This is a genomic window from Dietzia sp. NPDC055877 (assembly GCF_053615975.1).
In genome coordinates this window covers 19,981-45,358 of record NZ_JBSHCV010000022.1, presented here as the reverse complement: position 1 = coordinate 45,358, position 25,378 = coordinate 19,981, and the positions used below count along the sequence as shown (strand labels likewise).

26 protein-coding genes are annotated in these 25,378 nt (G+C 64.1%); 1 reads left to right on the top strand and 25 read right to left on the bottom strand.

The window, feature by feature from the left end:
• The first annotated feature begins 437 nt into the window (after positions 1-437).
• Complete coding sequence (locus tag ACWGLC_RS16285) at positions 438-722, top strand: hypothetical protein (RefSeq protein WP_452100868.1); 285 nt, start codon at positions 438-440, stop codon at positions 720-722.
• Positions 723-805: 83 nt separating this feature from the next.
• On the opposite strand, the gene ACWGLC_RS16280 is transcribed toward ACWGLC_RS16285, so the two are convergent.
• The 25 genes from ACWGLC_RS16280 to ACWGLC_RS16160 form a co-directional block, all read right to left on the bottom strand.
• On the bottom strand, positions 806-1,198 hold the full coding sequence (locus tag ACWGLC_RS16280; protein WP_452100867.1) for a hypothetical protein: 393 nt from the start codon (positions 1,196-1,198) through the stop codon (positions 806-808).
• Positions 1,195-1,620 (bottom strand): hypothetical protein, encoded by a 426-nt coding sequence (locus ACWGLC_RS16275; RefSeq protein WP_452100866.1) that lies wholly within the window; start codon positions 1,618-1,620, stop codon positions 1,195-1,197. Before ACWGLC_RS16275 ends, ACWGLC_RS16280 begins: the two co-directional genes overlap by 4 nt.
• Positions 1,617-2,012: a hypothetical protein gene (locus ACWGLC_RS16270; protein ID WP_452100865.1), complete on the bottom strand. Its 396-nt coding sequence runs from the start codon at positions 2,010-2,012 to the stop codon at positions 1,617-1,619. The genes ACWGLC_RS16275 and ACWGLC_RS16270 overlap by 4 nt, the downstream gene beginning before the upstream one ends.
• Positions 2,012-2,404 (bottom strand): hypothetical protein, encoded by a 393-nt coding sequence (locus ACWGLC_RS16265; protein ID WP_452100864.1) that lies wholly within the window; start codon positions 2,402-2,404, stop codon positions 2,012-2,014. The genes ACWGLC_RS16270 and ACWGLC_RS16265 overlap by 1 nt, the downstream gene beginning before the upstream one ends.
• 5 nt (positions 2,405-2,409) lie before the next feature.
• Positions 2,410-3,798, bottom strand: coding sequence for a peptidoglycan DD-metalloendopeptidase family protein (locus tag ACWGLC_RS16260; protein ID WP_452100863.1), 1,389 nt, complete (start codon positions 3,796-3,798; stop codon positions 2,410-2,412).
• A 305-nt stretch (positions 3,799-4,103) separates the two neighbouring features.
• Entirely contained in the window at positions 4,104-4,451 is a 348-nt protein-coding gene (locus tag ACWGLC_RS16255) for a hypothetical protein (protein WP_452100862.1), read from the bottom strand.
• A 2-nt stretch (positions 4,452-4,453) separates the two neighbouring features.
• Positions 4,454-5,215 carry a hypothetical protein gene (locus tag ACWGLC_RS16250; RefSeq protein WP_452100861.1) on the bottom strand — a complete coding sequence of 254 codons (762 nt, stop codon included), beginning with the start codon at positions 5,213-5,215 and terminating at the stop codon, positions 4,454-4,456.
• Between the two features lie 932 nt (positions 5,216-6,147).
• A complete protein-coding gene (locus tag ACWGLC_RS16245; RefSeq protein ID WP_452100860.1) occupies positions 6,148-6,429 on the bottom strand; it encodes a hypothetical protein in 282 nt (93 codons plus the stop codon).
• 15 nt (positions 6,430-6,444) lie between these two features.
• Positions 6,445-8,109: a hypothetical protein gene (locus tag ACWGLC_RS16240; protein WP_452100859.1), complete on the bottom strand. Its 1,665-nt coding sequence runs from the start codon at positions 8,107-8,109 to the stop codon at positions 6,445-6,447.
• Positions 8,106-8,615 (bottom strand): hypothetical protein, encoded by a 510-nt coding sequence (locus tag ACWGLC_RS16235; RefSeq protein WP_452100858.1) that lies wholly within the window; start codon positions 8,613-8,615, stop codon positions 8,106-8,108. The genes ACWGLC_RS16240 and ACWGLC_RS16235 overlap by 4 nt, the downstream gene beginning before the upstream one ends.
• Positions 8,616-10,271 carry a Gp37-like protein gene (locus tag ACWGLC_RS16230; protein WP_452100857.1) on the bottom strand — a complete coding sequence of 552 codons (1,656 nt, stop codon included), beginning with the start codon at positions 10,269-10,271 and terminating at the stop codon, positions 8,616-8,618.
• The gene (locus ACWGLC_RS16225) at positions 10,268-11,119 is read right to left on the bottom strand and encodes a hypothetical protein (RefSeq protein ID WP_452100856.1); all 852 of its coding nucleotides are present in this window, start codon (positions 11,117-11,119) and stop codon (positions 10,268-10,270) included. Before ACWGLC_RS16225 ends, ACWGLC_RS16230 begins: the two co-directional genes overlap by 4 nt.
• Positions 11,116-16,245 carry a tape measure protein gene (locus ACWGLC_RS16220; protein WP_452100855.1) on the bottom strand — a complete coding sequence of 1,710 codons (5,130 nt, stop codon included), beginning with the start codon at positions 16,243-16,245 and terminating at the stop codon, positions 11,116-11,118. The genes ACWGLC_RS16225 and ACWGLC_RS16220 overlap by 4 nt, the downstream gene beginning before the upstream one ends.
• Before the next feature lie 309 nt (positions 16,246-16,554).
• A complete protein-coding gene (locus ACWGLC_RS16215; protein WP_452100854.1) occupies positions 16,555-16,905 on the bottom strand; it encodes a hypothetical protein in 351 nt (116 codons plus the stop codon).
• 131 nt (positions 16,906-17,036) lie between these two features.
• The gene (locus ACWGLC_RS16210) at positions 17,037-17,609 is read right to left on the bottom strand and encodes a phage tail tube protein (RefSeq protein WP_452100853.1); all 573 of its coding nucleotides are present in this window, start codon (positions 17,607-17,609) and stop codon (positions 17,037-17,039) included.
• A 58-nt stretch (positions 17,610-17,667) separates the two neighbouring features.
• On the bottom strand, positions 17,668-18,063 hold the full coding sequence (locus ACWGLC_RS16205; protein ID WP_452100852.1) for a hypothetical protein: 396 nt from the start codon (positions 18,061-18,063) through the stop codon (positions 17,668-17,670).
• A gap of 260 nt (positions 18,064-18,323) precedes the next feature.
• A complete protein-coding gene (locus ACWGLC_RS16200; protein WP_452100851.1) occupies positions 18,324-18,479 on the bottom strand; it encodes a hypothetical protein in 156 nt (51 codons plus the stop codon).
• Between the two features lie 182 nt (positions 18,480-18,661).
• Positions 18,662-19,015 carry a hypothetical protein gene (locus ACWGLC_RS16195; RefSeq protein ID WP_452100850.1) on the bottom strand — a complete coding sequence of 118 codons (354 nt, stop codon included), beginning with the start codon at positions 19,013-19,015 and terminating at the stop codon, positions 18,662-18,664.
• A 123-nt stretch (positions 19,016-19,138) separates the two neighbouring features.
• Positions 19,139-20,152: a major capsid protein gene (locus ACWGLC_RS16190; RefSeq protein ID WP_452100849.1), complete on the bottom strand. Its 1,014-nt coding sequence runs from the start codon at positions 20,150-20,152 to the stop codon at positions 19,139-19,141.
• Between the two features lie 3 nt (positions 20,153-20,155).
• Positions 20,156-20,518 carry a hypothetical protein gene (locus ACWGLC_RS16185; protein WP_452100848.1) on the bottom strand — a complete coding sequence of 121 codons (363 nt, stop codon included), beginning with the start codon at positions 20,516-20,518 and terminating at the stop codon, positions 20,156-20,158.
• Between the two features lie 9 nt (positions 20,519-20,527).
• Positions 20,528-21,076 (bottom strand): hypothetical protein, encoded by a 549-nt coding sequence (locus tag ACWGLC_RS16180; protein WP_452100847.1) that lies wholly within the window; start codon positions 21,074-21,076, stop codon positions 20,528-20,530.
• A 94-nt stretch (positions 21,077-21,170) separates the two neighbouring features.
• On the bottom strand, positions 21,171-21,857 hold the full coding sequence (locus ACWGLC_RS16175; protein ID WP_452100872.1) for a VG15 protein: 687 nt from the start codon (positions 21,855-21,857) through the stop codon (positions 21,171-21,173).
• A gap of 11 nt (positions 21,858-21,868) precedes the next feature.
• Positions 21,869-23,341, bottom strand: a complete 1,473-nt coding sequence (locus tag ACWGLC_RS16170) for a phage portal protein (RefSeq protein ID WP_452100846.1) — start codon at positions 23,339-23,341, stop codon at positions 21,869-21,871.
• Positions 23,338-24,960 (bottom strand): hypothetical protein, encoded by a 1,623-nt coding sequence (locus tag ACWGLC_RS16165; protein WP_452100845.1) that lies wholly within the window; start codon positions 24,958-24,960, stop codon positions 23,338-23,340. The genes ACWGLC_RS16170 and ACWGLC_RS16165 overlap by 4 nt, the downstream gene beginning before the upstream one ends.
• Positions 24,961-25,010: 50 nt before the next feature.
• On the bottom strand, positions 25,011-25,378 hold a 368-nt coding region (locus tag ACWGLC_RS16160), incomplete at its 5' end, for a phage terminase small subunit (protein WP_452100844.1).

The window sequence follows — 25,378 nt, the reverse complement described above, 5'->3', positions numbered from 1 at the left end:
CGCGCCCCCGAGAGGATTCGAACCCCTGACCAGCCGGGTAGAAACCAGTTCTGGGGGCTCCGCGACCTGCACTTATACCGCCCTGAGCTGCACGTTCATCGGTGCGGCGGGGTGCCGCGGGGTCCGAAAGTGCCACAAATGTGGGCAAAATGTGGGCAAAGAATGTCGCACGCATGTTCTACAGTCAGCCCATGCTCTGGACCGAAGATGCCCCCACCCACTGCCCCAACGGCCACCGCCTCGGACCCAACCGAGTCCTCGTCGGCTGGCTCGCGCCACGCGCCGGCACCCTCGAGCAAGGCCACCGAACGCACGAGTGCCGCGAGTGCGGAGCGGTCACGCTATGGGAACCAACCTGCAGCTGGAAGTGACATGTGCGGCGTGAGCGTCGTACACACCTGATATTAATACCCTCACACCCCTACGAAAGGCCCGCCATGACCAACCCCGGCCCCTGGACCCCGCCCGGCTCCCAACCCCAGAACAAGCAACGCTTCGAGATTCTCGACATGGCAATGATCCTGGTCATGATCGCGGCAGGGCTAATGTTCGCGATCGCCGCGATATTCGTCGTCATGGACAGTGAACCGGAATCTTTCATGGCGGCAGGGGGCAGCCTGACTGTCTTGATCTTGGCTGGTCTCGGCCGGGTGGTGATCCATATGGCTCAGACGCTGGACCGTATCGCAGCGAATATCCGAGACGTGAGGCACGCAGAGTGACCCCCCTGAAATACGAAAACGAGCCCCACCTGCCTCATGTGAGGTAGGTGGGGCTCATTCGTGCAATGTGAGACGAAACAGACTCACGGCGGCTGGAAGTGGCGGGCAATACGCGCCGGAGGCTCCGGCAACGTCAGAGACGGGTCCTGCCGCAACAACTCATCCCGCAACACCCGAATATGGTCAATCGCATCATCCAAATCATCCGACAAGTCATCGATCCTAGAATCACGATCCCGCAACTCGCGGCGGAACTCGTCCAACTTCGACTCCACCGCATCCAGCCGCTCCCGCAAACGGGCGTTGTCACGCTCGAGTTTCGCGGTGAAACTATCCCAGTCCGCGGTCCTGTTAGCCTGGCGCGTGTTCTCGTTGGCCTGGTGGCCGACCTTGGCGGAGAACCGGGACGACACCCACGTTCCCGCCAGAACCAGCACTGCGGAGGTGACGCCTACGGCGATCTGCCCCCACGTCACCCCGTCCCCTCCCTCTCGGGTATCACCGGCCCCAGTGGAGGTCCGGCACTATCGGCGAGAGCGGCGCAGATGTACATGGCGCCGGCGAGGGTGATCATCAGTGACCCTGTCACCCATCCCCGACTGGAGTCACCCACGATCGTGGCTGCCATATAAGACAGTCCCCACACGGCCCAAAGAGTGCCACCCAGCCCGAGAGCTACACGGGCAATCAGTCGGTGCCAGATCCCGGCGATCATGAGAGTGCCGGCGGCGATCCACACCACCGCCCACACGTGCAGCGGAACTAGTGCATCGACAAAGATAGTGAGGCCGGTCTGGGGTGCGTCGATGTAGGCGATGCCGCGGGACAGTGCCCCGTATCCGAATACCACCAGCGCGGCGACACGTAAACGCGGGTGGGTTGGCTCGAATGCTCTCATCGTCGCCCCCATGCAGTTCCGGCCCGGGTGATCGCGACGACCGCGACGCAGCTGTAGATGACGACTCCAGGTTGGGCGACGGGGGTGGGGTCGGCGAGGGCGGCGATGGCGAACATGAGGGCGAAGAACGTGAGCCACAAGCCGCTGAGCGCGGCCCCGTAGGCGACGAGCCGCTCCCGCCCGGTGGCGGTGCCGGCGGTGAGTAGGATCGCTGATGCCGCAGCGACAACCGCCCACGTCGTCGGTGAGCCCGGCACCGCGAGCGCGGCGGAGTAGGTGCGCAACGACCACAGGTCCGTGTCGTGCCACACGATCAGCAGCGCGTAGCAGGCATGGAACACTGCCAGTGCCAGGGCCACGACCCACTCCATCACCGCGGGCCGGTCCGACATCACTGCTCGAGTCGGTGCTCGCCGACGTACTCCTCCGGGGCGGGGAGCCACGGCGCCTGTTCGGGCACATACTCGAGCACAGGCTCTGCGACTGACTGCGGGACAGCACGACGCTCGACATCGGTGCGGAGGCGATGCACCTCGGCAAGGATCGCGGGGATGCCATCCCGGGCCATGCCCACAATCTCCCGCAGGTCGGGTGGGGTGTCCCGGGCGTGGGGCACGTTCTTCGTTGCGACACCGCCACCGGACACCATGAGGATGCCCGCCACGACCGGCAGGATCCCGTCGATGAGGTCTTGGGTGACGATGCCCCAGGTGACGAGTCCGACACCGACAGCGGACAGGGCAAGGTACAGGGTGATGCGGATGCGGGGGTCGATCTTCGTCATGGCTTTCAGCCCTTCAGCTTCGGATTGCGGGCACCGGCCGGCAGCGCCGGCAGGGTGTCCTTGGTGCGGGAGACACCGACCTTCGCGGCGACCGCGGACAGCAGATCGATGAAAGATCGATGGCCGGTCTGGACCCAGCCGGGCACCCGGCCGAATCCGTCGTCGTCGGCGTCCATGCCCATCTGCACACACAGCCGTTTCGTGTCGTGTGTGACCGGGGCGATCTCCTCGCGGATGATGCGCCTCACGTCCTCTTCTGATGCCATTGCCAACCAGTCCTCTCCATATGTGCGGCCCGTGAACAGAGCCTCGAGTTCGTTTCGTGTGCCGCGGAACGCGTTGATGTCGACGAGACGCCCGGCCACCTCGGCGTTCGACCCGTACTGCCAGATCGCCGGCTTCTGGTTGCCCAGCGGGTAGTTCCACTGCCTGTGGTCGTTGCCGGGGTACAGAGCGCGTGGTGTGCCGCGACGGTTCTGCCCGTACGCGGCCACCCAGAACGCGCCGAACTCGTGGCTGTCCGGCTCGCTCGGCGCAACCCGCCCTTCCCAGTACGGGACGTACGAGTACACGCCGACAACCCGCACACCAGCGGCCTCGTAGAGGCGTTTGCACTCTCGGATGTGGTCGACGTGCAGACCTGCGTCGGTCTCGACGTCGATCCACACCGGGCGCCGCGCGTTACCCATCACGGCGAGCGAGGCGCCGACCTGCTGCGCCACCGTCGTCCCCTCGCTCGGGTTTCGCAGGTAGTGGTAGGCGGCGGTGAGCATCCCCGCGGACTCGGCATCGTCCAGGTGCGACCGGTACGTCCGATCCCGGTAAGTGCCGTCGGTGGTGCGGATGATCGCGTACTCCATGCCCTCAGCCTTGGCCTGCCGAAGGCTCATGCCGTCCTGGTGCTCGGAGACATCGACACCGAACAGTGGCCCCGCCGACGACGCCGGGGGCGGCACGGCCTCGCCCGGGTAGCCGGCGCCCGCCAGCCACGTCTCCGGGTCGATCCGTCGGCCACCGTGCCCGTACTCCCACACCGTCAGATGCAGGTGCGGACCGGTGGACTGGCCGTTCGAGCCGACGTAGCCGATCAACTGCCCCCGGTTCACCCAGTCGCCGACTTTGAGGCCGGTCGCGTAGGCGTCCCACATGTGCCCGTACTCGGTGCAACCACCGCCCTCGCTGGCCGGGTGGTCGATGACGAGCCACTGCCCGTACCCGGTGGCCGGGCCGATGTACTGGACGGTTCCGCCGGCGCACGCGTAGAACGGGGTGCCGTCCGGGACGGCGAAGTCGGTGCCCGAGTGGCTCTCGGGTCGGCCTGTGACGGGGTTGATGCGGCCGGCGAACCGTGAGGTGATGGTGAAGCCGCGGGGGAGCGGCCACTGTCTTGTCATGGGTGTCTCCTAGATGCGGTTGGATCGGTCGCCGCAGTGGCATCGGATCTGCCAGCCGACGGGCGCGTCGTAGGGTCTGCCGACGGTGATGCGGTGGAGGCGGGCGGTGTGCCAGAGTGCCCAGGCGGCGGCGCGGGTTAGTGGGGCCATCGGTGTGTCCAGGCGCGGTCGTCCACGAGGTAGGCGGTGGCTTCGATGCGGTCGGCGAGGTGGAGTAGCCACACAGCGAGGGCACGTCTCACAGGGGAACCTCCTAGAACGACGAAACCCCCGAACGGGTGTCGGGGGTGGGTGCGGGCAGTGACCTACAGGCGGGACACGTACACAGTGCCCGTCAACGTGGTGGTGCTGGTTACCCGCGACAAGACTGCGACCTGAACGGTGCCGGTGGCTTTCGCCCAAATCCCTAAGCCATTCGGTCCTGTTAGATAAAGGCGCGGATCTGTATGGGTGTGAGTTCCGATCTGCAAGTGCGGCCGTTGACTTTCAAACGTGCTGCCCGTCATGGCCCCGCTTACGAGGATGAATGCTCCTGCCCCTGCGTCGACGGTGGTGAGTGGGTAGACGGTGCCCGCGCCGCCGCCTGACATGGAGACGGGGATCTCCTCCACCCCACCGCCTGCGCCCATCACGAACTCGGTAGTGAAAGCCATGCCTAGACTCCTGTGATCTGGTGCCAGCCGGGATCGGTGGTCAGGTTGGGGGCGACGATGAAATCCCCCACCCGCGCCTGTGCGTGAACCTGCGACGCCGCAGTGGGCAGGGTTGTGCCGTTCCACCGCCACGTCGCAGGAGCAACAGACAGCCGGTTCTGCAGCGGAGTGAGCGCCGCCTGCGTAGCGGTAGAAACCGGCTTGGCCGCGTCCGACGTGTTGTCGACGTTCCCCAGCCCAACCTGAGCCTTCGTGTGCGTGTGACCCGTCGCCGACTTCCCATCAAGCGCAGCCTGCAACCCTGCCACCAACGCGATCGTTGACGGGAACGTGCCAGGCTTCTCACCAACCTGATCCCACGTATGGCCGTGACCCACATTCGACTTACCGCCCAACGCGTCGGACAGTCCCGTCACCTGTGACATCGGATGGTCGTGGGCGGTCGGGGTACGCGCATCCGACAACCGCGGATCACCGTTCCCGACCTTCTGCCCCAGCAGGTCCATCACCGTCGTCGCGAAGTTCGGATCGTTGCCCAACGCTGCGGCGACTTCGGCGAGGGTGTCGAGCGTTTCGGGGGCTTGGCCGACGAGCGAAGCGATCGCCGTCTGGATGTCGGCGTTCCAGTCCGACGACATGTCGCCGATCGCGGTCAACACATCCTGGTAGGCCTGCGTGTTGGCAAGCTCCACAAGCACCTGCGCCAACGCATCGGCAGCATCAGACGCCGACACCGCAGCCGCTGACGCCTTCTGCGAAGCCACGGTCTCCGACCCCGACGCCGCCGACGCAGAACCCGCAGCAGCCGACGCATGAGACGACGCCGACCCCGCATGACCCGCAGCAGCGTCACGAGCAGACACAGCCTGATCCCTAGCCGACCCGGCAGCCGTTGCCGACCCCGCGGCAGCGTCACGGGCAGACTCAGCACCCGTGCGGGCCGTCACCGCCCCATCACGGGCAGCCCCCGCCGCAGTAGCCGACCCCGCGGCATCTGAAGCGCTATCTGCCGCAGCCGTCGCCGACCCTGCGGCAGCATCCCGGGCAGACTCAGCACCAGTGCGGGCCGACTGCGCAGCTGCAGCGTGTCCCGGCGCCGCCTCGATCGCGGTGAGGTTGTCAGTGATGACCTGGGCGCCCTGCGAAGCGGTGGTGGCGCTACCAGCGGCAGTAGACGCTGACCCTGCCGCCGCGGTCGCGGACCCTGCAGCATCCGACGCCGAACCGGCAGCCGCCCCAGCAGACGACGACGCAGACACAGCACTAGCAGCAGCATCAGACGCCGAACCAGCAGCAGCAGACGCGCTACCCGACGCCGCCGACGCAGAACCCGCAGCATTCGTAGCCGCCTGCTCCGCCCGCGCCGCTGCAGCCTCCGCAGCCCGACGATGCTCACCCACGATCGACACAATCGGGGGCGCCCACTCGATCGAATCATCAATCAACGTCGCAAGGGTCACGTCAGTGTCGGGGACGATGACATCCCACGTGTCGCGGGCGTGCGTCCCCACCGTGATGGTCAACCGGGCCGGCCCGGGTAGGAGAGTGGCCGACACGTTTCCGGCGTTGATCGGCCACGAGTGTGTCTCGGGTGCGACCAGGACGCCATTCTCGGATCGGAAATCCACCGACGTAGCAGTGAGGGTGCCTGAGAGGGGCTGGTAGCCGATGTCTTCGATGTTGCCTGAAATGACAGTCATGGCGCTCCGATCGTCCCGAGCAGGTCTGCGAGGGTGGTGTCGTGGTCGGGGATGGTTACTGTGGCCCGGTGTGGGGGGCGGCCGTCGAACTGCAGGGAGAGGATGGCGGGGCCGGGCGCGAGGTCAGCGGTCACGTCCCCGTTGACGATGGGCCAGGGGACACGCTGCGGGGCGATCACCGTCGTGCCGTCAGTGCGGAACATGCTTGTTTGCGCCCACAAGACACCGTCCAAGCGTGTGCCGGACACATCCACCACAGGGCCAGTCACGATCGCCATGAGACGCTCCGATCCTTATTCGCCGACAATGGGACCCTCATCCTCTTCGTCGTCCTCCCCGCCCCCGTCGCTCTCAGGAAGATCCCGGGCTGACCACGGGCCAAGATGCGGAGACGGGAACCCGGCCAGAAAGACTGTGGTCCGCTCGAGCTGGATCCCCACGAACCGGCGTGCCGCCCCCGACTGCCCCGATACAGGCTTTTCGGTGATCACTTCAGTGCCGTTGATGCGGACCGTAACCGGCCCGTCGAGGTAGTCGATCTCCAACTGGTGACCGGCCTGCGGACGGACGTTGATCGTGTGGAGGACTGTGACGCCTGTCATCCAGTCTCGGCCCGGGTTCTGGTTAGACCAGGAGATGAGCTCGTACCGTCCGACACTGTGTCCGTCGTGGTGCGGGATCACCTGCAGTCCGATACCGGATCGGAGGTCGCTGGTGCCGCGGACGATGATCGTGGTCGGTTCGCTGCTGTCGTGGACTTTGTGGACGCTGGTTCGGATGCGTACGCGGTCGGTGGACAGGGGTTGGTCGTACATGGAGACGCGGACACCTGATCCGCCTGCTGCGGTGTATCCGCCGGAGGATCGGATGCCGACGGAGGTGAGGCGCACCCATGGGCGGCGGGCTTCGCCGACGTCGGGCCAGTTTTCGTTGAAGACGCGGTAGTCGACGCCGACGTCTTCGGATAGTTCTATGTAGGGGATGAACCAGTCGGCGGTGAAGTCGAGTTCGGTTTCGCCGTTGATTGTTTCTGGGATGGCGTCTGTGCTGTTTCGTCGTGCGGTGATCTTGCGGGGGAACATCGAGTTCTTCAAGGGTCGGTCGATGTCGTACAAGCCGAGTAGAGGCCGCACGGAACCGGTGGCGAACTGGCGGATCGCGACGGCGATGTACTCGCCTTGCTGCACGAGGGTGGGTTCGATGGTGCGGGATATGACCTGTCGTCCGTTGCCGACTTCGGCGGGCTGGACGCGCTGCACTCCGATCAGGGACTTCAACTGCCGGTTCTCGTCGGTGCGGAACAGGGCGAAGTCCAGCACTGCGGGGGTGCCGGTGGTGGCGCCGACCATGAAGTCGATACCGTTGTACAGGCGGGTCACGCTGGGGGTGATGAACGCCAGATAGGTGCGGTTGCCCTCGACCCAGCCCTCAGCGAGGCGGGTATCCACGCGGTAGGTACCGACTGCGTGATCGTGGTAGTAGGCAGTGTCACTGCCCTGTCGTCCTGCGTGTTCGGCCCGGCCAGTCATTGGATTCGCCAGCGACATGAACCCCTGCAACTGGAACGTCGCATCCGCACGCCTGTTAAGCGACTCCGACAACGGAGCCACCGTAGGCACCGCCCACGGCATCACCCGATCCTTACCAAGATCCTCAATCGCCGACCCATAATCCTGGATCACCTCACCCAGGTTGTGCAGATCCTTCGTCGCCCAATCCTGAATATGGGTAATCGGGTTCCCATTCTCATCAACCTGCACACCAGTGATCGCGTACGCGATGTCGTTGAAAACACCCCACGCCGCATCACGCTGCCGATTGAACGACGGTGCCGCCGCACCCTGCATCATCGACTTCGCGGACGCCTCCGAAATGTCGGACAGGCGGCCGATCGAGTTCGACTGCCCCGCCGTACCGACATAGGCGCCCTCTGGCACATCACCACCCGGAGAAGTCACAGCACCTCCCACCCATCCAAAGTGGAACGCTTCATCCGCGACACCCGGCCGGTCTCAGGATCCGTGACCTTCACCCAGTCACCCTGCGACTCCACAACCTCACGGACCTTGCCGTCGAGCGTGAACCGCGCCCCGGGCAGCACAGCCGACCCCACAGAAGCGTCAGACACCTCAGCAGGGCCAGGACCACCAACCCCGCCGATACCGTCGCGCTCCAACTGGGACAGCAGGTCCGTCTTCTGCCTAAGCGACAAACCAGAGATGTCAGGGACGGCCAGATCAGCGACATGATGATCCTCACCAACAGCGGTCCACCGCATCACCAGACCACCCATCTGCCCCTCAGCCCCGTCAGGGCGGGCGAAGTAGTGCGACTGTGAATCGGGGTCATGGACGTAGCCGAGCTCGACCACCTGGCGGTGAATGAACTGCGCCGCGGAATCGGTGAACGCCATCCACTCCTGATCCGCCACCCGCACCGACTTGAAATCACGCCAATCGCTCATCTACAGAACCCCCAGTTCTTGCAGTGCAGACACGCCCTGAGACACCTGACGCACCACCTGATCCAGACCAGACTCAGTACGCGCCAACGACCCGACCGTCACATCCCACCCGAACGAAGTGCGGTCCCATGACAGGTCCAACTCGGTCACCTGCTCCACCACCAACTTGTCCGCCACCAGCGGGTGAGTAGTCGCGATCCGATCACCGATGAAGAAGTGCCCGCGACCGTTCGCGCCGATCGTGTACGGGGCACCATCAGCGATCTTCACGTGATGACCCACCCGCTCCCGGGTCTCCCACCAGCCACGACGGATCGCCATCAGACTCGAGAGGGTGTATGCGCGGTCAGCGTTGCCGGGCATGTACTCGAAGTAGTGAGACCAGCCCAACTCCTGCGCCCTGCGGGTGGACTTGAACGCCATCCACGCCAACAGCGTGTCCGTGTACAATGGCTGCAGCAGGGTGTCCGCCACCTGACCCAGGTTGATGTTCGGGCCGATGAACGTGGAACTGGCGAGGTCGCCCGCAAGCTGGATCGCGGACGAGATGATCTCGTTCACCCCGGGCATCGAATGCCCACCCACCACAACCTGCACATCCGTAGCAGGCTGATACGTGAACTCCGACGACTGGATCCCCGTCAGATCACCCTCACGCAACACCACCCACGGAGCACCCGGAGCAGTACCAAGCCAGTCGTTCCCACGGAAGTCAGGCGAGTTCGGATCACTGACAACAGTGCGGTCCATGTCCACACCGTTGTCGAGCAGCTGCATCGCCGTACGAGCAATCCCGTGCAGAATATTGCCGCCCGTACCAGTGGAACCCCACCAGCCGGACTTGTCCACGATGTCGTAGATGACCTGACCGACACGCGGCGTATACCCGGGCCACGGCTGAGGATCCCCGGGCAGGTAGATCTCGTACGTGACGCACAACTGCGCGTCCGCGAGGATCGGGGCCGCGAGATCATGCCACGTCTTGAACCGCGACGAGACAACACAATGCGGCGACGAATCACCCAACAGTGACTGCCCCCGCATACTGACGGGCCAGTTCGCCATGTTCAGATTCCCGGTCCACTGGGAGAAATCCAGCGGGTTATCCGGCAGGGTGAACAGGCTGTTCTGGTTCCGCATCAGATTCAGAAACAGCGCCAGCTTCAACGCCCAAATCGACGGACCAGCCAACGTGAATGCCCGCGGGAACTGGATCGCCGCCGGAAGAACAGGGTTCGCCCACACACGGATGTGCTTCAGATCCTCCATGAAATCAAGGAACTTGATCTCGACCTCACGGTCCCCGTTGTCCTTCTTCCGCACCGACACCCCGGACATGCGGCCACCCCAGCGGGCGCCGTCCTTGTCGACGGTGATGTGGACGTTCTTCACGCCGCGACTGTTGGTGTCGGCGGCCCACTTCGCGAGGTAGTGATCCGCCGGCAGGGTGATCGTCCCGGTCCCGGTGTTGTTGAGCACCCACCGGAACTCGGCCTTGATCTCACCCGACACCCGGCCCCGGAGTTTCCAGTCACCGTCCCACAACCTGACCAGAGCAGGCTCGACCCGGCGCTGAGCACGGGCCGCCTGATCGGCCTCAGTAGCCGCCAGAATCCCATCAAGCGTGTCCTGCACACTCTGCGTCGGGGCAGTCACTCCAGCCCCCACGGGCGCGACCAACGACGATCCTGCACAAGCATCAACGACCCTCCACTACCGGCCCACGACACCGGCACATCAGTAGGTGGGGTGTACGCCGGCACCGGATGCAGCAACTGCACCCCACCCATCGCCTCCCACGCGTTCGCCCACCCCACAACCACGACCTGCTCCCGCAACGGGTGCGTATCAATCAGCACGTCACGTGACGTATACGAGGTGGGCATAGTGACCGTGCGAGTTCCGCCAGCGAAATCGAAATCCGGCACCGTCCACCGAGAACCCGCGGACAACACCCACCGCAGCCACATGTCCTTATCCGTCGGATTCACCACCCGCAGATACTCAGTCCCAGACGCCCCAGATGCGGTGACCGCCTGCTTGTCCGGCTGCTCCCGCCAGAACGGGTCACCAGCACGGCACGTCATCACCACCTCACCGAAATCATTCACCCGCGGATCAACATCCGGGGTGAACTTCGGTGCCTCAAACATCCGCAACTTGAGTTCACGAGTACCCGACGGGGTGGTCACACGCAGAACAGAATCCGCCGTATAGGACCACGCCCGCCGCCACTGCGAATCCACGTCCTGCCACGACCGGCCAGAAACCCCCTGGATCATCGCCGTGAACACAACATCCCGCGCATCCCACCGGGCACCGTTCGCCGTCGCACCCTCCTGGAACGCGCCCTGCTGCCACAGTGTGCGCACCGGGGCGTCATAAATCCCATCAGGGGACTCGCCCAGATGCACACCCTCACGTCCCGCGCCGGGGCCATTCAGCACCCACGTCGACCCATCAACACCCTCAACCTCGATGCGGGCCAGATCTGCGTAACTCATCGCGCCCCCAGGTGCGTCTGTGCGTGCTGCGCCTCACGACGCGACAACTCGCGCATCGCCTCATCCAGATCGAACGTGTGAATGTTGTAGGTCACCGACCCGCCACGAGACGGCACCGACCGGCCGGAGTTCATCGCCTCCAACTCCTCACGGTTCTCCGCAGCCGCACGACGGTTCACAATGAACTCACCCGGCGCACCCACCAGAGGGACCGAATCCTTCGTTCCCTGCCCGGAAATCCAGCCACCCAGGTTGTAGCCGTGCCCCTTGCCCCACATAGCGCCCAAATCCATGCCATAGCGGGACTTGTAGTAGCGCAGAGCGGCATTCATGTTCGCCCACGGATCCGTGCGATCATTCGGCAACTCCGGGTCGCGATGCGCAGCGAACGTCCCAGGAATCACCTGCAGCAGCCCCTGAGCCTCATTGCCGCCAGAGTTGACGTCCTGCACCTGCTGCACAATCGACGGATTGCCGCCCGACTCCGACTGGATCTGCGCAATCATCAGATCCTGCTCACGCTGCGTCGCCGCGAAACCGTTCCGCTTCAACGCCGCGATCACCATCGGACGCCACTGCTCCGCACCACCAGCCGGGTCATACGTGACCTTCAACTCGCGCATCAGCTCGTCAGGCATCGACACATCCGGCGCCAACGACGACGCCAGATCCGAAGCAGACGACGCGGACGTCAGATCCTTCTCCGCCACCGCCGCCGCCCGAGCACCAAGAAGCGACCTCAGCCGATCCTGTGCACGCTCATAGCTGAGACGATCCGACTCCAACTCGAGCAGCTGCTTGTCCAGCTCGGACTCAGCAGACCTCACCGCGGCCGGCAGTGCGTTCCCAACGCCATTGCCGTTCATCGCCGACAACGCCTTGGCAGCCTCGCCGGTGACCTGCTCACGGATCTTGATCGCCGCATCCAGCCGCTTTACCTCAGCTGCAGCAGTCGACAGATCCCAATCCGACGGCCCGCCACCGGGCTTCTCGTTCAGCATCTGCCACGCCTGCACGATCGGCGGCAACTGGTTCGGCACACCGAACACACCGAGAGCATCCTCAACCTGCCCACCGACCAGCGCCGACACCGCGCCAGCGGCCATGTCGGACCACGTTCGCGGCTGGTTCTTGTCGACCTGACCGGAGTTGCCTGGCGACTTGTACAAGCCCGGGCTGGTGGTGCCGCTCGTCCCGGCGGTGCCGGCCATGCCAGCCCACGTCGTAGACGCCCCGGGAGGCATCAACCCCTCAAGGCCTTCCACCCGATCAAACTGGTAAGTGTGCACCGGCAGATGCGCGTGATCGGTGTACTGAGAATGGCTTGCGGGGGCAGCGCTTCCGCCGATCTGCCCGTTGCCGCGGCCACCGCCCATCTCGACGTTCGTGCCATCGGGAAGAGTTCCGGACGTGTGGCCGCCGCCGGGTCCGCCGTTCTTCCACCCGAACCGCAGGTCACCGTCACCGCCGCGACCAGTCAGGAAACCTAGCTCGCGGAGTGCGGCACCCATGTTGCCGGTCGCGAACCGTGCAGCGAACGGAGCGATCCCCACAGCGAACCGAGCGATCGCCGACATCGCCCCGGAGCAGTCGCCCCAGTTGACGCCTCCCCACACGTACGGTGCGCCCTCCAAGGGCTGGGACTGGCCGTGCCCGCCGCGACCGTGAACGAAGTCCAGCAGTTCCTTTGCGTCGGCCCGGCCGCCATCCTTGTACCCGGGGAGCTTCGGGAACGTTCCCGCGTTGATCTGTGCGAGCTCGCGGTTGTACTTCTCCGACGAGCGGCCGTTGATGATCCACTCGCCAGCGTCCAGTCGGGCGGCGGGGATGCCCTGGGAGTTGAATGCGAGGAACCCGTCGACCTCGTCAGTTCCGGGGCCGGTGGTGGGGAGGCGGTAGCCGGAATGCCCACCCGTGGCGAACCGTCGTAGCGCCTGGGCGCCGTTCCACGCGCCGCCGTGCTGCTCGCCATCCCCGCCCATCAGGTTGCGGAACCCGCGATATACAGCGTTGAAGATGACCTGGGTCGTCTTCACATGGGGGATCGCGTTCAGCCAGCCAGTCGCCGCACTGATCGCGCTCTCCGCCTGCGAGTTGTCGGCCCGCACCTTCGACTCCGGGTTCGTGTTCCCAAGTCGGTCCAGGCCACCCTGAGTCGACCCGATCGCGCCTTGCGCCTGCCCATTCTCGGCTGCGATTACCGACAGCGGGTTCGTGGCATCGAGTGTGGTCAGCCCGCCGTGGGTTTGCCAGATCTTGCCCTCAGCATCACCGTTGACCGCAAGAATGTCCGACATCGACGACTTGTTGTCGAGCCCAATCAGGCCCCCCATTGTCTGACCAATCGCACCCTCAGCCTGTCCGTTAGCCGCCATGATGTCGGCGATCGCTGTGGTGTTCTCGACCGTGGACATTCGTCCGATGACATCGTTCAGCTTCTGCTGGGCCTCGGCAGATTCGACCTTGACGAAAGCCGTCTTGCCATCGAACTCGGTCACCTTAAACCCGAGTCGCTCGAGCTCGTCTACCGATTCCTGGCCGCCCTCGAGCTTGACCCGAGTTTCCGCGCCGTCGGGCAGGCCCTCAATCTTGTTCTGAACAGCGACCAGATCCCGTTCCGCAGCCTCCAGGCCGGTGACCGTCAGCATCGTCTCGATGCCCTCAGGGGTGAGAGCCATCGACCCGAGCAAACCGTCCCAATCGAGTCCACGATCACGTGCCTGCTGCCCGAGCGCCTGCAACTCAGGCTGAATCTCCGCGAACGTCGCGCGAACATCGCCACCCGAGTTAGCTGTCGCGATCATCCGATCACGAAGACCCGTCAATGAGTCAAACAGTGGCAGAGTGTTCGAGTTCATCGTGTTCAACGAGCCGTCTGCATTCTGGAACGCCCGATCGAACTCGTCGGCAGCCACCGTCGACTTACCCAGCGCATCACCCACGCCATCGATCGACTTCGCAACGAGAGCCGCCTGCTCCGCAGCAGACACATTTATCTCGCCAAGTATCTCCAGCGTCGTCAGCATTGCAGCCAACTTCGCGTCCGCGCCCGCGGCGCTATCCGCGAGGACACCAAGCGCATCCTGCAGATTCAGGTACTCCGGGCCGACAGACTCCACAATCGCCTGCTGTGACTCGAATTCAGACCGCAGCCCCGACAACATGTCAAGAGCCAAACGGCCACCCTCAGTCGACCCGTCAATACTCGACCGCAGATGCTCGAACCCGACCTGTGAACCGTAAAGACGAGACGCCAACTGCTCGTTAGACAGCCCAAGATTGGAAAGGGTGTCAGCCGCCTTCTCGTTCTCCGCCGCGGTGAACTTCGTCTCCCGAGCCAAACCGATCTGAGAGGTCGTCAAACCGTCAACGCCTTGCGTTAAACCCTTATACGCAATACCCAGCGGGTTGAGGTCCATAAGACCAGCACCCATCTGAGCCATCAGTCCAGGCGACGTCGCAGCCAGAGACTCCATCGAACCTCGCGCACCATCAACCTGAGCAGTAAGCGCCTCCCACACATCAGAGTTCAGCTCGCCAGACGCAGCCTGCAGCGCCTCGGCCACCTCCTGCTGAGACTCCGCCAGACGCTCCGACGACTGCCTCAACGCATCCTGGTGAGCTTTCGCGTTCTGCGAGGCAGCAGACACTGCCGCGAACCCGATAGCCGCCGCCGTCAGACCAGCCCCCAGCGGACCACCCATCGCGTCGACAAGCTTCGTCATCGACCCACTGAGCTTGGACGTGTGCGTCTGCAGCACCGCCATCGCCGCACCGGTCTTCGACAGCGACTCGCCCTGCATCCCCGCAAGGTGAGTCTGGAGACGCATCTGGTCGCCGAACCCAGTGAATGACTCTCGCAACGGCCTCATTTTGTCACCGAGGGACTCGACAGCAGTAGACACCCCGCCGACCATCCGCGGCACTGTACGGAAAGCCATCCATCCGGCAACGGCAGCCGTCACTAGGCCCGGCTGCGCATCCATAAGGTTGGCGACCAACTCGAGCGGCCCGGTGAGCGACTGCAACACCCCAGCCCCCACTTCGAGCGCCACCACGAAGGCGTCCCAAGCCGACACTCCAAGAGCCGCCGACGCCTCAGCGAGCGCCCCAGCGATCTTCTGCAGCGACGGCCACACATCCGACGCAGTACCCGCCAACGACCGAAAAATACCGCCCAGATCAGACATCGCATCCCGGGCGAACTCGGACTCCCGGAACCTAGCGAACGCATCCGACGCAGCCCCGCCAGCACGCTCAAGCCACGCCGCGACCTGCTCCATCGCCGGCCCCGCCGAACCATTCAGATCATCCAGCAGATCCGTGATCCCACGGAACGTCCCACCAGCCTGATCGAAAAACGGTCCAGCAAGCGTCGCACCAAGACGGCCAGCAGCCGCCCCCATGTTCTTGAACGCGCCCTGGGTGGTGTCGCCCATCTTTAGGGCAGCGCCACCAACACCCTGCTCGAGAGCGTTCTGGAAAATCTCGAACGAGATCTTGCCGTCGGAAGCGAGTTTGCGTGCCTCCTCAGCGGTGACACCCATCTCCGCCGCAACCATCTGCAAGATCGGGATGCCCGCGTCCATCAACTGGTTCGCGACATCCATCTGCATCATGTCGGACGTGGCGACCTTGTTGACGATCGAACCCATGTCACTGAGTTCAGTCCCCGCGATCGCCGCAGCGTCACCAGTCAGCTTGAGAGTGCGCTCCAGGTCTTTACCGGGCTTCACTCCCGCCGCGACAGCAGACGCGGCGATCGTCGCGGCCTCATCCAGGCCGTAAGCGGTCCCCTTAACGGAGTTAAGCGAATTCTCGAGGATGCTGCTGACATCGGCGGCGCTATTGCCCAGCCCGGACAGTTTCGCCTCAGCCTGCTCGATCGAGTTGAGCCGGCCGATTCCGCGTCCGATGCCAGCCGCAAGTGCCGCACCACCAGCGACACCAACACCGACAGCGGTCTTCTTGAGCACCGAGCCGATACCCGAGGAGATCTTAGATCCCATGTTCTGGCCGGTCTTCTGCGCATCGGCTTCGATACCGGTCAGCTCTTTACGGACCTGACCCTGCATCCCCTGCGTGGAAACGCGCAGACTCACCCACGCCGTCGCCAGTTCAGCCACTCGAGACCTCCTATGATGCGGACCGTTTACGGTCTCGACGGTTGTGGGACACGACCTCAGAGCCAGCGCCGGCCAGTTCGGCGCGTTTCTGGGCGAGACGGTCCTTGATCGACGTCAACGTGCCCTGCGTCGGCACAGTCGCCGGGTCGACCGGCGGATTCTTGTACACGTAGGCCAACGCCGAATCAGGGCGTGCCCACTTGATGTAGGACCGAAGATCGACCCACGAAAATTGGCGACCCAAATCGTCAAGCGATAGGCCGTCACGCATCATGTCGGCGCGTAGCGCCTCCTCGAACCCGTACCGGTTTACGAATTGGAGGAGGCTGCCGATTCCCCCTGCGACATCTCGCGCTCACTGTTGAACTCGTCCCACATGACCTTGAGCGCGCCGAGGGGCATCTTCTTGCGATTGGCCTTGATCCACTTGTGGGCTTCCGGGTCTTCGATGGAGATGATGTGCTCGATCAGCTCCCCGGGCAGCGCGTTCGGGTTCTTCTCGGCGAACTCGTTGACCTTGTCGAAGGTGGCCGTCGACAGCCACTCGCGGTGTGGGATGGAGATCGTCTGCATGGTGTCGGCGCCGTCGGCGTCTGAGTCAAGGAATCGCCACGTGTGGCGGTTCTCGGGACGATCTACGCGAAGGAAGAAATCAGTCATTGGACCGGGCCTTTCGGGAAGTTAATGGGTGCGACCGGGCCTAAACGCTCAGCGTTCAAGAAAGCCCGCCCCGGTGATGGGCAGGCCCGGTCCAAGGGGGTGAACAATCACCACCACCGGGGCGAGAACAATTAGCCGCCGACCGGGGGCTCCTCGGCATCGACGGTCCGGTACTCGAGCATGTAGTCACCGTTCGCGTCCGGGTACGCCGTGATCGTCAGCTGGTACATGAGGATGTCGGTGTGGACCAGGGTGATGTCGCCAACCTCAGTCACCTGACCGACAGGAATGACCTGACGCAGCAGACCCTGATCCGTGACGTGATCGGACACGAACACCGAACGGGGAAGGCGCTTCTTGTTGTACTTGACCGTGGTGTTGCCACCAGCGACGGTGACGTTGTCGTCACCGAACACGGTCTTGAGCACCTCGGCGTTCTGCGACTCGTACACCGTCACCTGCACAGAGACGCCGTACTCGGTCTGCAGGCTGTAGACGACGTCACCGCCGTATGCCCGCTTGTCCTCCGTCGACCGGTTCTGCGAGACGACGAAACCGTCCTCGCCGGTGAACCCGAGACCGTTGAATCCCGCATCCAGATCAGCGATTGCGTCGGTCGGAAGGGTCGACCCGAGCGGTGCCCGGTAGAACTCGCCACCGTCAGCCGGGTTCGTGGAAGTGATATTGGCGGTGTTGTTCGCCATGATTGTGCCCCTCTCAGGCAACTCGTGGACCGGGCCTGCGTGAGAGAAGGTCGTGCTGTTACTGCTTGTTCAACGCCAGACGGAGTTCGCCTGTGAACTGGAACCGGGGGATCCCGGAATCGTCTGGGAACCACGACGGCAGCGCGTTCGGTTCCCAATGTCGGATCTTCGCTCCCGCGACGCGGGTGCCTGACGATGCACGCAGCAGTCCTGCGCACAGGTTCGAGGTCTGCTCTGCACGTGATTCACCGAGAACGGTGTCGTCGTCCCACGCCTGCACGATAAGAACGATTGACTCGGTGAACGGGTTAGGCATCGAACCGCCCGCCCTGGTGACGGTGACGAACCGGGGTTTGCGTTGCGCTGGAACCCTGGTCGACACCGGCTGCGGATCATGCGCCGCCAACCCGTCACGTAGCACCGTCACCGCCACCAGGAGCGCAGACGGAGCCACCAGAAGCTCACCCACCGTAAAGAGCCCGGACGAGTGTGTTGTGCTTCGTATTCCGGACCATCGCCGCCGGGTTGGCCGTGAACACAATCGCGCCAGCACGATTGCGTCCCGGCGTGGACTTCATGCCGAACTGGGACCGGCCTGCACCCGACTGGGCACGAGCCAGCACCTTCTCAGCCTCCGCCTCCACCAAGGCATGAGCCCCAGCCGAAGTGCGGAGTTCCCGGAATCCCTTGTTGCCTAGCCAGTCGATACGCATGTCAACCCTCCGACAGTTTCAGATCAACCTGCTCGAGTCCCGGCGTCCACCACGGGTTGTGGTCCCAGTTCCCCGGGCGGCCCATCACGCGGAACCGCCCGACATCGGGGAGGTGGACCTCATCCGACGATGTGAACTCCCCAGTGGGGGCGAACATCGTGGCATCCGAGTCGACCCGCTCCACATGCCCAGCGAGCCCCGGTTCGGAAGATTGGCCGATCCACCAGGCGAACACCTTCACCGTTTCGGCGACTGGCTCACCGGGCACCTCGTTGCCGAATGGATCCGTTACGGTCCCGCCCGCCCGATGGCGTGTCACCGGCTGAGAGCACTGGAACATCACGGCACCATCGACACAGAGAACGCCCGAGAACGCCCTCCGCCACACAACTGCCGAAGCGCCTTCAACTCAGACGGCCAGAACAAGAACCGCTTCGCAGAAGAATCCACCGTCTGCGAAAACGGTCCCGCAGACTGGGTGGTCACCATGCCGTTACCGGCGTGATACCACCGCAGCACCGCACCCGCGAGGATCGCCCGCACCGCGGCACCACCCGAGAAATCGGGGTCAGTCAGGCACGGGGCCGTCGCCAGCGCCAGCGCCTCCGCGTGCCCGATCAGCGCCGCCGCCTGACTTACGTCCACGGTCGGATCGAGCTGCACCAGATCGTCCACCTCGAGCAGGCTTGCCACCGTCCACCTCCTCCACCGGGACATGAGAACCGACCTCCACCCCGGCAGGGATGTCCCCGCCGGGGTAGATCGGACCCTGAGCGGTCAGCACAACGCCCTCGAAGTCAGTCGAGAGCCGGCGCATCACAGCACCTTCAGCGACATCGTCCGTGAACCGTTCGCCAGGATCGGCAGCGCCGTAGCAGCGGCCTTCACCCACGTCGCGATCGGATCGTTGGTCTTGTACGCGCCGACAGCGATACCGGGACGATCCTCGGCGGCGAGACCGTAGCCGGGCTCGTTCGCCTCAGCAGTCGGACCGAACACCGTACGACCGGCATCCTCCGCGACCAGAACCGCCAGAGTCTCGTCGAGGACGCGGGTCAGGGTGCCGCCCTTGTTGATGCGACGGTTGTACCCCACGAGGGTCGGCAGACCGTTCTCCGCGAGCGAAGAGTTGAGCGCATCGATCGACACCCGGCGAGCAGTCGACCCCTGACCGTCCACAGTCGCGATGACCGCGGCCGACTTCAGTGCCAGCGAGATCACCTTCCGAGACACGATCGCCTGAGCCGGCGCCGCACCCCCATTGGCGTCCTCGAACACCGACACAGCGGCATCGAGAATCTCGAACAGGTCCGCATCCGGCGCCGTCAGAAGCGTGCCCGCCGTAGCGGTCAGCTCAGCCGGCCGATCGAAATCGACCGTCGCAGAGAACCCGCGATCAGCGATGACGACCTTGCCGTTCTGCAGAGCCTGACCGCGAGCGAACTCGACACGGTCAGCAATCGCACGAGAAGCCTCAGCGGCCTTCTTCACCGCGATGTTGCGCTTCCACTCCGGGGCAGAAGACACACTCGAGTCGACAGTGTCGAGCTCCGAGATGCGCAGCTTCTGCGACACCGGGGGAAGCTCAGCCAGGCCCGAACCGTCGCCCTCAGCACCGAAACCGATGGACGCCTCAGCGTCCCACGAACGGTAGTCCGCGGCCTCAGCCAGACCAGTCGCGGCGATGGAGAACTTCGCGATGCGGGACTCGCTGGTGATGTTCGGCAGGAACTGCGCCAGCGTGCCGTTCGCGACCTCGTAGTCAGCCAGCGAAGCGCGGGCCGCACCGGTCAGCTCGACAGGGGTGGCGAAATCAGTGATCAGTTCCATTGGTTACGCCCCCTCGATGATGAACAGCGGATTCGTGGCTTCGAGCGTGGTCACGTCGAACGCCTCCTCGGGGAGACGATCCACGCGGACCTTGCCGCGCTCGATCATCGGCGCCACCACATCGCCGGTGCCGTCGAAGTCCTGGCGGGTCAGCAGGAAACCAGCGAGAGTGTCACCCGCAGCGGTGACGGGCACGTACTTGCCGCCACTGGCCTTGAGCGGGATCCCCGACGGGATCACCTTGTCGAACGCGGACAGGGAAGCACCGTCAATGGTGACGGTGGCAGCGGACTCGGTCCCGTGCGCGGAACCAAGCCAGCCCGGCGACGTGAAACCGCCGCCACTGGAACGAACGCCCAGCTGCATATCTACTCCTCAGTAGTTGTTGGCTTTGACGCGGTCCCAAAGGTCCGCGCCAGACTTCAATGTGGGGGCCGGGGGAGTGCGATCCCTGCCGTCGCCAAGATCACGACGCTTCGGCTTCTTGCCTGCCATCTCAGACAGTCCCTTGGCCTGCTCCTCCATCCGCTCCTCATCAGAGTCGGTGAGGTACAGGTCGGCCTGCTCGTCGGTGAGCCCGTACTTCGCAGCCATCCGATACCGGCGAACCTCGAGCTGCGCATCGGCTGCAGCCTTCTGGGCTTCCGCGAGCTCCTCGGACACCTTCTGGTCATCCGACTTGCCCGCTTCTTCCAGTTGCTTCAGCTTCTCCGCGGCATCCTTGTTCGCCTTGGCGCGGTCTTCCTGCTTCCGCATCTCGGACCGCATGGCCTCGTACTTGGCTTTCCAGTCCACGTCCGAGTCATCATCTGACTGGCCTTCCTGGACATCGGTGTCGCCGTCGGTGCTGGTGGTGTCCGTTGCGGACCCGCCCTCGTCACCCTCAACGAACCGCAGCCACGGCTTTAGCTTGTGCACTTCCACTTCCCCCATCCGCCCGTTCCGGGCATGAGAAAAGCCCCCCAAGGGGTTGGGAGGCTTTCGTTCTTCTTGGTTCCCCGCCGTTGCGGCGGAAGTCTTAGTGAGCGGCGCTCATATTCGAGAGGATCTCCCGAAGAGCGTCCTTGCTCGTCGTATTCGCGATACCCGACCGGGCCTCGAGGTACTGGTCGCGGAAACGTTCAAGATTCGGCACGTCTTCCTCAGTGATGCCGCGCCGCTTCGGCAGGGCCACGCACCGGCACACGTCGTGGTAAGCAACCCCCGTAACGCCGCCAGCAACTTCGTCATCGGCATAAACGAACCCGCGAGACGCAAGCATTCGACAGAACCCGCACGCTTCAGCCCGAGCAACCCGAGCGAACGGCACTCCAAGTCGCTCCGAGTTGTGGACTATCGTCTGCCGGGCCGCTTGCCGCACAAGACGCTCAGTAGACCCAGACAGACGCGACAACGCGACAGCAGGGGCGCCATCAAAGACTGGCTGAACAGCCCACGCCGCAGACCTAGCAGCCTGCGCCGGAGGGGCCGGCGGCGGCAACGTAGGCCGGAACCCGTCCGATGGGTCCAGGGCGGTGAACCACTCAGCCGACAACTCGCCAGCCACCCGCCCGTACCGCTCCACCAACTCCGGCACCGCGAGCTCGAGCGCCTCACGAACCTCTACCGGATCCGCAGACCGCACCAAACGGCCGAACAATGTGGCGGTCGCACGATCCGACGCCGACACCAACTGCGCCAGCGCCTCCTGGTACGCCCGCAACACCCGAGGATCCACTACGCAGCCTCAGGCCCAAACTGGACCCCGTCCAGACCGATCAGCCGAGCCGCGTATTCACGATCCACCCCAGCAGCCTGCGCCCGCTCCAATGCCTCAAATGCCGTCTTCAATTCCTCGACACGCTGCACCTCAGATCCGCCGTCTTGGACCGCATCAACCACCTGACGTGCCATCGCCGACCGCTGCTCAGCCCTCAGAATCTCCTGCTGCTGATCCGACAAACCGACCATGTCCTGAGTCACCTGAGAGCCAGCCGGGAGAATCCCCGAAGCAGTCAGCTTCATCGCCGAATCCGCAGCCGCCGAACGTGTCGGTGTCTCTACGTCCTCCCACTGGGTAGACACCCCACGGAACGCGTCACTGTCCACGTCACCATCACGGACCAGTAGCGACAGCAATGCCACCTCCCGGGACGCCCACGACCCCATATCCAGACGGGCGCGACACTTCTGCACGAGATTCCACTCAGTCGCACGGATCGCATCAGCCGACGACGGGTTATCCTTCGAGAACCCCAGATACCCCAACGGGAGACCAGCGTGCTTCTCCGTCAACTCGGCCAAGTACCGCACCGACTCCCAGAACGCGCCCGGCCCCTCAGACTGAAACTGCCCGAGCTGAACCTTCTCCCCGTCCTCATTGGGAGGAGCCACCAGCATCGCGCCAGCCGCAGCAGACCACCCCTGCATCCGGCGAACCGCCGGCGGAGCATCCGGATCAATCCCGAAATCCTCAGGCTCCATGTTGATCGCGTACCGCTGCGGATTGATGTAGAACTCCCGCGACACCTCCATCCCCAGAATGGTGCGCACCGCGTTATCGGTGTAGTACCGGATGTACGCATCTATGTCGGAATGCCCATTCGGTCGCGACGGCCGCGGCGAGTTAGCCTGCCTCACCAGAGTCGGACGACCGAACCCATGTTCCCAACGGTCAATAATCTCACCGTCGAGAATGGTCACAGTGTCATGTTCGGTGAACAGGCGCTGGAACCGGCCATCCCGCGTATCCCACGTCGAATACCCAGCATCCAGACGATGCTTCCGCGCATTCCACAACCCGGTAGTCGCCGGAGTCGGGACCGCCTGAACAACCACGTCAGGCTCGAAATCGTCACCCTCCGACACCTCGACGTACCCCTGGCCGTACACGCCAGCATCCACGCCCATCTGCGCAAACTCGAAAGACACCAACGCATCCCGAGCAATCTCAGACAACCCGAGCCCCGCATGGTCAATCCAGCCACGCCACCGCACCCGCTCAGCAGGCACCAAAGCCACCCTCGCAGGCCAACCCACCACAGTGCCCACACGCTCAAACTCGGCCGGGGTAGCGATGCCAAGAGACTTCAAGGGGGCGGTTCCCTCAAGATAGTCAGTCTGTCGCTTCATGTAAGGCGCCAGGTTTGCGAGTTGACCCTGCAACTCCACCAGGAGCCGACCCTCGTCATCAGACAATCCGGGGATCACGCGATCACCGCCCTTCTACGCTCGCCGTTCGCCGTTCTACGACGCGACACACCAACGCCCTCTGAAAGAGCATCGGTGCGGGCCTTCCACGCCATCACCGCCGCATACGCAGCGTCGATCTTGTCCGGCGAATCCGGGAACTTCTTATAGATCAGATACCGTCCACGGCCAGTGACCCGCCGTCGAGCGTTCAACACATGCCTGGTAAGGGCAGACGAACCGTCATGCGACAACTCGCCATTCACCAGCGCCGACCTGAACTGATCCACATAGTCAGACGCTCGAGTGTCCTTACCCCGCGGCCACGCAGCGATCGGCTCAGACCTCGACGCCTGCACCTTCAACCGACGCCGATAACGGGCCTCCCACTCCGCAATGTGGGTCTCCCACCCCGACGGATCCGCATAAAAACCCACCACCGACCACCGATCAAAAGCCATACGCACTTCCGCGTCGACCTCTAGCGCATTCGGCGCCCACCCACGGCCAGCGATCCCGTCCGGCTGCTCCCACACCCTGATCTCGAACAGGTGACCGTCATGCACCCGACACCCGATCAATGCCGTCGCATCGGCCTTGCCCCGGTTACGGCCGCGTGAACCATCGAATCCGAGAACGATCCGCTCACCGTCCGCGATGAGCTCGTCCGGCTTAGCCGCGGCCCGCCAGTCCGGGGATGAAATCCACGAATCCGACGCGTGCGTGATCTGGTTAAGGAAGTCGCTTCTCGACGCTTGTGGATCGGAATCCGGTTCCCAGATCTTCGCCACAATCGCGTCCAAGTCCACATGCCCAGGAGGGCACGGCGGATCATGCAAAACGCAGCCATCGGGATGCCCCGAGGAGTCCCCGTACGAGAACCGAAGACCCGCTACAAGCGATGTCTCATCCGACATGTCCGTATCGGCCGGCGCCTCACGATGGTCATACAGCAGCGTGTTGACCTTCGTGCGGCCTTCGTTCTGAAGGTCGAACCACGCCGCGGCCTTCTCCGCCACCGAATTATCGCCAGGAATGTAGGCGTTCGGTGACTCGAGCGTCCGCCCGCCGTTCTTCACCACGTTGGTCCGCATGTTGTTCGCCAACCGATGATGGTTCGGAAGAACCCACTCCTCAGTCTGATCAAGGATCGCGAACGTTGCCGGGGCACCTTTGATCGTGCCCGCCGACGCTGTCACCTGCTCGATTCGACCGCGAGGAAGCACAATCTGAGTGTCGTACGGTTGCAGCCCGGGATACTCGTCCATCACCGGACCGGATCGCATCATCTCCAGAAGCGGCTGCCACGAGTTCATGGTCTGCTCTTCAGACACCGCCGCGAGCTGCACCAGTGGAGTACGCACCGACCGCCACGGCCTACCGACCGGTTGACCGTCAGCATCCCAACCATCCGGCACCACATCCGCCAGCGCCTCGACAGCACACAACGCAGCCAGCAGGGGCGACTTCCCATGACCACGGGGACGGCCATACAAGCCGCGCCGGTAAGCGAAACGTCCAGTCCGTGGATCCAGCGCATACCAGCGGAGGATGAAATCCTCCTGCTCCTGATACGGAATGAACGGCTGGTACTCGTCCACCGCCGGCGCCGCCAGCATCTCGGTGATCCAATCGATCACATACCAGCCCAGAGTCGGAACCTCTCCGGGCTCAGAAGGCTTCCAACCCATCAGACAGCCTTCAATGCCCCACGGCGAGCACGAGACGACGAACCCGCCCCAGACGTCGACCGAGACCGCTTGTCCTCAGCCTCATCCGCAGCAGCAAACTGGATCCGCAGACGTGCCCGGTCCTCAGCCGTCGCCCCAAACTTGCCCGTCCGCAACCGCAGCTCCCCAGCAAGCTTGATCTCACCAGACCAATACCGACCATGAATCACCGCAGTGTCCAGAAGCTCCGACCAATCCGTCGAACGGAACTCGGCAGACAGGGGATCCTCACCCCACATCCGCCACCACAGGGCCGTCTGCTCAGGCCACGGCTCACCGTCAGGCATCAACTCCGGTAACTCCGGCTGCTCTACCGGGTCCGACTCGG

Bases quoted from the DNA above. Each gene is read 5' to 3' on its own strand.
- ACWGLC_RS16265 (WP_452100864.1), bottom strand. From the start codon at position 2,404: ATGACGAAGATCGACCCCCGCATCCGCATCACCCTGTACCTTGCCCTG.
- ACWGLC_RS16200 (WP_452100851.1), bottom strand. From the start codon at position 18,479: ATGTTCGCCCCCACTGGGGAGTTCACATCGTCGGATGAGGTCCACCTC.
- ACWGLC_RS16185 (WP_452100848.1), bottom strand. From the start codon at position 20,518: ATGCAGCTGGGCGTTCGTTCCAGTGGCGGCGGTTTCACGTCGCCGGGC.
- ACWGLC_RS16245 (WP_452100860.1), bottom strand. From the start codon at position 6,429: ATGGCGATCGTGACTGGCCCTGTGGTGGATGTGTCCGGCACACGCTTG.
- ACWGLC_RS16260 (WP_452100863.1), bottom strand. From the start codon at position 3,798: ATGACAAGACAGTGGCCGCTCCCCCGCGGCTTCACCATCACCTCACGG.
- ACWGLC_RS16275 (WP_452100866.1), bottom strand. From the start codon at position 1,620: ATGAGAGCATTCGAGCCAACCCACCCGCGTTTACGTGTCGCCGCGCTG.
- ACWGLC_RS16255 (WP_452100862.1), bottom strand. From the start codon at position 4,451: ATGGCTTTCACTACCGAGTTCGTGATGGGCGCAGGCGGTGGGGTGGAG.
- ACWGLC_RS16210 (WP_452100853.1), bottom strand. From the start codon at position 17,609: ATGGCGAACAACACCGCCAATATCACTTCCACGAACCCGGCTGACGGT.
- ACWGLC_RS16235 (WP_452100858.1), bottom strand. From the start codon at position 8,615: ATGAGCGATTGGCGTGATTTCAAGTCGGTGCGGGTGGCGGATCAGGAG.
- ACWGLC_RS16190 (WP_452100849.1), bottom strand. From the start codon at position 20,152: ATGGAACTGATCACTGATTTCGCCACCCCTGTCGAGCTGACCGGTGCG.
- ACWGLC_RS16215 (WP_452100854.1), bottom strand. From the start codon at position 16,905: ATGACTGATTTCTTCCTTCGCGTAGATCGTCCCGAGAACCGCCACACG.
- ACWGLC_RS16270 (WP_452100865.1), bottom strand. From the start codon at position 2,012: ATGTCGGACCGGCCCGCGGTGATGGAGTGGGTCGTGGCCCTGGCACTG.
- ACWGLC_RS16285 (WP_452100868.1), top strand. From the start codon at position 438: ATGACCAACCCCGGCCCCTGGACCCCGCCCGGCTCCCAACCCCAGAAC.
- ACWGLC_RS16225 (WP_452100856.1), bottom strand. From the start codon at position 11,119: ATGAGTTACGCAGATCTGGCCCGCATCGAGGTTGAGGGTGTTGATGGG.